The 5,218-nt window shown below is 67.6% G+C and carries 3 protein-coding genes and 1 pseudogene; 3 read left to right on the plus strand and 1 reads right to left on the minus strand.

Annotated features, from left to right (window positions below; all coding sequences use genetic code 11):
* Positions 1-165: 165 nt before the first annotated feature.
* Positions 166-2,097, minus strand: a complete 1,932-nt coding sequence (locus QZ271_RS13835; protein WP_291432455.1) for an alpha-amylase family protein — start codon at positions 2,095-2,097, stop codon at positions 166-168.
* Positions 2,098-2,192: 95 nt separating this feature from the next.
* Between QZ271_RS13835 and proS the strand changes: the two genes are divergently transcribed.
* The 3 genes and pseudogenes from proS to QZ271_RS13850 form a co-directional block, all read left to right on the plus strand.
* On the plus strand, positions 2,193-3,692 hold the full coding sequence (gene proS / locus QZ271_RS13840) for a proline--tRNA ligase (protein WP_291432456.1): 1,500 nt from the start codon (positions 2,193-2,195) through the stop codon (positions 3,690-3,692).
* Between the two features lie 171 nt (positions 3,693-3,863).
* The gene (locus tag QZ271_RS13845) at positions 3,864-4,838 is read left to right on the plus strand and encodes an ABC transporter substrate-binding protein (protein WP_291432458.1); all 975 of its coding nucleotides are present in this window, start codon (positions 3,864-3,866) and stop codon (positions 4,836-4,838) included.
* A 187-nt stretch (positions 4,839-5,025) separates the two neighbouring features.
* Positions 5,026-5,218 (plus strand): annotated as a pseudogene (locus QZ271_RS13850) (hypothetical protein); the annotation flags it as partial.

Below are 5,218 nucleotides of genomic sequence, written 5' to 3' on the forward strand. Positions count from 1 at the left end.
ACGGGGCGCTTTACACTGGGAGCATGACGGTTTCTACAGACGCAGTCCCGGCGGGCGCGGCCTCCCCCACGCGCATTGCGTACCCTTCATCCTGACGCCTGGGCGGCCCGGCGTGTGTAGGCCAACCCGGGTTCCGCCCCGCTACGAAGGATCAGCTCATCCGCTTCAGGTCTGCGTGAGCCACAGCGCCCGGTACGGTTCGAGCGAAACGGTGCCGCCGCCCAGGGTGAAGGCGGTCGCGGCGATATGGTCGCGGGCGTGGTCACCCAGGTGGTTGCGCAGCGCCCAGGCGGGGAAGTGGATGGTGTGTTCGCTGAAGTTGTACGCTGCCAGCATGACGCCCTGCGGGTGGTCGCGGCGCAGCAGCAGCACGCAGGGGTCCGGACTGGGCACGGGGCGGCTCTCGACGCTGGCGTGCAGGTGCGGCAGGCCCTGGCGGGCGCTGATCAGGCGGCGCAGTCCGGCGTTCACGCGGCCGTGTGGGGTGCCGGGGTTGGCCTGGGCGTCGGCGGCGCGCTCCCAGTCCATGCGGGGGCGGTGCACCCAGCGGTTGTCGGCGGCGTGTTCGGGCTCGGCGGCGAAGGCGTCGTCGTTCAGGAGGGCCAGTTCGTCGCCCATGTACAGCAGGGGCAGCCCGCCGAACCCCAGGGTGACGGCGTGCAGGAGCAGCAGGCGGCGCACGGCGTGGTCGGTGTGGCGGGGGTCTGCGGCGTTCAGGGCGGCTTCCAGTCCGGCGAGGCTGGCAGCCGTGCCGCTGACGCGGCGGTCGCCGGTCTGTGCGTTGAACTGAAAGACCAGGCCGCGCGCGAAGGTGCCCGGGTGCTCGCCGGTGTAGAAGTCGCTCAGGAAGTGGCGGTGGGCCGCGCCGTCCAGTCCGGCGCGGGTGGCATCGGCGTCGCTGATGGCCCAGCCGATGTCGTCGTGGCAGCGGACGTACAGGCCCCAGGTGGTGCCTGTGGGTTTGGGTGCAACAGCGCGGAGCGCCTCGGCGAACAGGCGGGTGTCGCGGCTGGCGAGGCTGCTCCAGAGTTGCACCATCAGCGAGTTGTGGTACGCCATGTCACTCACCCGCCCGTGGTGCTCCCCGGTGCCCAGGTAGTGGATCAGCTTGTCGGGCGCGACGATGGCCTCGGCCTTGAAGGCCACGGCGGGCGCGGCGATGCGGGCGCAGGCGCGCAGGACCCGGGTGATGTGATGCACTTCCGGCTGGTTCTGGCAGTCGGTGCCCAGGCGTTTCCACATGAACGCGATGGCGTCCAGGCGAAAGACCTCCACGCCCCGGTTGGCGAGGTGCAGGATGATGTCCACGAACTCGGCCAGCACGCTGGGATTACTCCAGTTCAGGTCCCACTGGAACGCGTTGAAGGTCGTCCAGACCCAGCCGCCGGCCGCCTCGTTCCAGGTGAAGTTGCCGGGCGCGAAGTCCGGGAAGACCTCGGGCAGGGTGCGTTCGAAGGCGTCGGGAACGGCGCGGTCCGGGAAGATATGGAAGTACTCGCGGTAGGTGGCGTCCCCGGCGCGGGCCCTGTGCGCCCATTCGTGCTCCTGCGCCACATGGTTCAGCACGAGGTCCAGCACCAGGCTCACGCCGCGTGGGCGCAGGTCGGCGGCCAGGGCCGACAGGTCGTCCATGCTACCCAGGTCGCTCTGCACGGCGTGGTAGTCGGCGACCGCGTACCCGCCGTCGTTCTCGCCGGGGCGGGGTTGCAGCAGCGGCATCAGGTGCAGGTACGTGACGCCCAGATCCTGAAGGTAATCCAGGCGCTGGCGCACGCCTTTGAGGGTCCCGGCGAAGCGGTCGGTGTACGCCACGTACCCCAGCATGCCGGGTTCCTGTAGCCAGTCGGGGCGCAGGAGCCGGGCCTCGTCCAGCCTTTTCAGGTCGGCGGGGCGGGCGTGGTAGGCGTGCAACATGAGTTCCAGCAGGCGGTCCATCAGAGCGGGAGCGGCGTCGCCGTAGACGGCTTGCAGGCTGGCCGTCAGTTCCGGGGCGTAGCGGTCAAGGCGCAGCAGGAAGGTGTCCGCGTCGCGGTCGTCGTCGAAAGCCTGACGAAGTTGACCGGCCAGCAGCGTCCGGAAGGAGTCTGATTGCGGCATACCCGCACAGCATAAACACATGCTGGAACTGTTTCCAACAGGGCCATGACCCTTGCACCCTGATCGTCACTCCGCGCCCGGTATCATGCGGGGCGATGACTAAGGACGGCGGGACCAGGGACGGCGGCAAACAGGATAAGAAGGCGCAGCAGTACGGCGTGACGCCCCAGAGCGTGGATTTCAACGACTGGTACAACGAGGTCGTCAAGAAGGCCGATCTGGCCGACAACAGCCCCGTGGCGGGCGCGATGGTCGTGCGCCCCTACGGCAGCGCGCTGTGGGAGAACATTCAGCGGTGGCTGGACGACCGCTTCAAGGCGACGGGGCACGAGTCGCTGATCTTCCCGACGCTGATTCCCATGGGCTTCATCACCCGGGAAGCGGATCACGTGGAGGGCTTCGCGCCGGAGCTGTTCACGGTGAACAAGATCGGCACCGAGGAACTGGCCGAGCCGTACGTGATGCGCCCGACCAGCGAGACGATCATCGGGCACATGTGGAGCGGATGGCTGAACTCGTACCGTGACCTGCCGTTCTTGCACTACCAGTGGGGCAGCGTGTTCCGCGCGGAGCTGCGCACCAAGGCGTTCCTGCGGACCAGCGAGTTCTACTGGCACGAGGGCCACACCGCGCACGCAGACGAGCCGGGGGCGCGCGCAGAGGTGCGGCAGATGCTGGACATCTACCACGAGTTCTGCCGGGACGTGCTGGCGCTGCCCGTGGTGCGCGGCGAGAAGACCGCCAGCGAACGCTTTGCCGGGGCGGTCGCCACGTACTCCATCGAGGGCATGATGCGCGACGGAAAGGCCCTTCAGAGCGGCACTTCGCACTACCTGGGCCAGAACTTCAGCCGGGCATTCGACGTGAAATTCCAGACGCGCGAGCAGAAGGAAGAACTGGCGTTCACGACCTCCTGGGCCATTTCGAGCCGCATCATCGGGGCGATCATCATGACGCACGGTGACGATTTCGGGCTGATCATGCCGCCCCGCATCGCGCCCATTCAGGTGGTCGTGATTCCGGTGGGCCGCAAGGACAACTTCGACGAGATGGTCGCCGAGGGCGAGAAACTGGCCGCCGAACTGCGCGCCCAGGGGGTGCGGGTCAAGGTCGATCAACGCGACGGCGTGACGAACGGCTTCAAGTACAACGACTGGGAACTCAAGGGCGTGCCCGTGCGCATTGAACTCGGCCCCCGCGACCTGGAGAGCGGCGTGGTCGTCGTGAAGAACCGCAACGGCGACGAGAAGGAAACCCTGCCCCGCGCCGAAGCGGTGGCGGGCATGACGGCGCGCCTGGACGGCATTCACGACTGGTTGCTGGAACGCGCCACGACCTTCATGCTGGAACATACCGTTCCCGTGGAGGACTTCGGGACCTTCGCCGCGAAGATCGAGGAGGGCCACTGGGTGCGCGCGTACCACTGCGGGGACGCGGACTGCGAGAAGAGCGTCAAGGAAGCCACCAAGGCCACCACCCGCAACGTCCCCCTGGACGACGCCGAGTTCTTCAACGAGAGCGGCGAGGGCCCCTGCGTGAAGTGCGGCAAGCCCGGCGCGTACGGCAAACGCGTGATCTTCGGCCGCCAGTACTGATCCCCGCCGGGGTGGAACGGCTGCCCACCAGTCCATCCGACCAGAGCGGGTGGTAGCAGGGGGCGGGTTACGGGCATGGGCGCCTTCCTGATGGGGGGCGCCCTTTCCCTGTCGCTACCGCCGACCGAATAGATTACAACTCTACTCAACTGCTCTGCTATGCTGCGCCCCATGAAGCGTGCCCTCCTGCCCCTCCTGACCCTCTCCCTGATCGCCAGCGCCAGCGCCCAGCAGGCCAAAGAACTGCGCCTGGGCGTGTTCCCCAACATCACGCACGCCGCCGGACTGGTCGGCGTGCAGCGCGGCCTGATCCAGAAGAACCTGCCGGGCGGCGTGAAACTGATCGTCAGGGAATTCGCGAACGGCAGCCAGATCAACGAGGCGTTCGCCGCCGGAGCCATCGACGCCGCGTACGTCGGCCCTGGCCCCGCCATGAACGCCTTCATGCGGGGCGTGCCCATCCAGGTGTACGCTGGGGCCGCGAATGCCGGGGCGGTACTCGTCGCGCGCAAAGACAGCGGCGTGCGGAACGTCAAGGCCCTGGGCGGCAAGAAAGTCGCGGTGCCCACGCGCGGCAGCACGCAGGACATCAGCCTGCGCCACCTGCTGCACGAGAACGGCCTGAAATCCACGGACGAGGGCGGCACCGTCACCATCGTGCCTATCGACCCGGCGAACATGCCCGCCGCCTTCGCCAGCAAGCAGGTGGACGCCGCGCTCGTGCAGGAACCCTGGGGCGCCGTCATGGAAACCCAGGGCGCGAAACTGATCGCCAACGAGAAAGCCATCTGGGCCGGCGGGAACTACACCACCACCGTGCTGACCGTGAACACCAAGTACGCCGCCGCGAACCCCGAGACGCTCAGGGGCCTGCTCAAGGGTCACCTGGCAGCCATCGAATTCATCCGGGGCAGCAACGCGGGCGCGCAGAAAGCGGTCGCGGAGCAGATCTACGCCTTCACCGGCAAACGCCCCAACACCGCCGAACTGTTCAAGGCCCTGTCCCGCACCAAGGTCACCTGGGACATCAACCTGAACACCCTGGCCGAGTACGCCGAACTGAACCGCGAGGCTGGCTTTGCGCGTGACGTACCGGACCTGAACCGCTTCGTGAACCTGGACCTGATCCGCAGCCTCTCTAAATAATGCGGACTCCGGCTGAATGGTCTTTGCAGCCCCTTCAATCGGAATCCGTATGCTGTTCCCACTCGCATCCGCTCGGATTGATCCGGGACTGCGCCGAATCAATCGGAATCCGTATCAGACCCGGATGCTCTAGACTGGAGGGATGACGGGGCCAAAGAAAGGTTCACGGGGACGAGCCCCACAACGCATGACTGCTCAGGGTCGCGGTGGTATCACGCGCGACACCATCAAACCAGCCGGACCCACGCGGGATTCCGGCGGCCCGGAACGCCGGGACGGAGCCCATAAGGACACCCGCCCCGCACGCAGCAGTGACGCCCGGCCCGGCAGCACCCGCGCCGCCACGGGCGGGGGCCGCAGCGGCGCGGCGGGCGCACGCG

This window comes from Deinococcus sp. (genome assembly GCF_018260555.1).
Taxonomy (GTDB): Bacteria; Deinococcota; Deinococci; order Deinococcales; family Deinococcaceae; genus Deinococcus.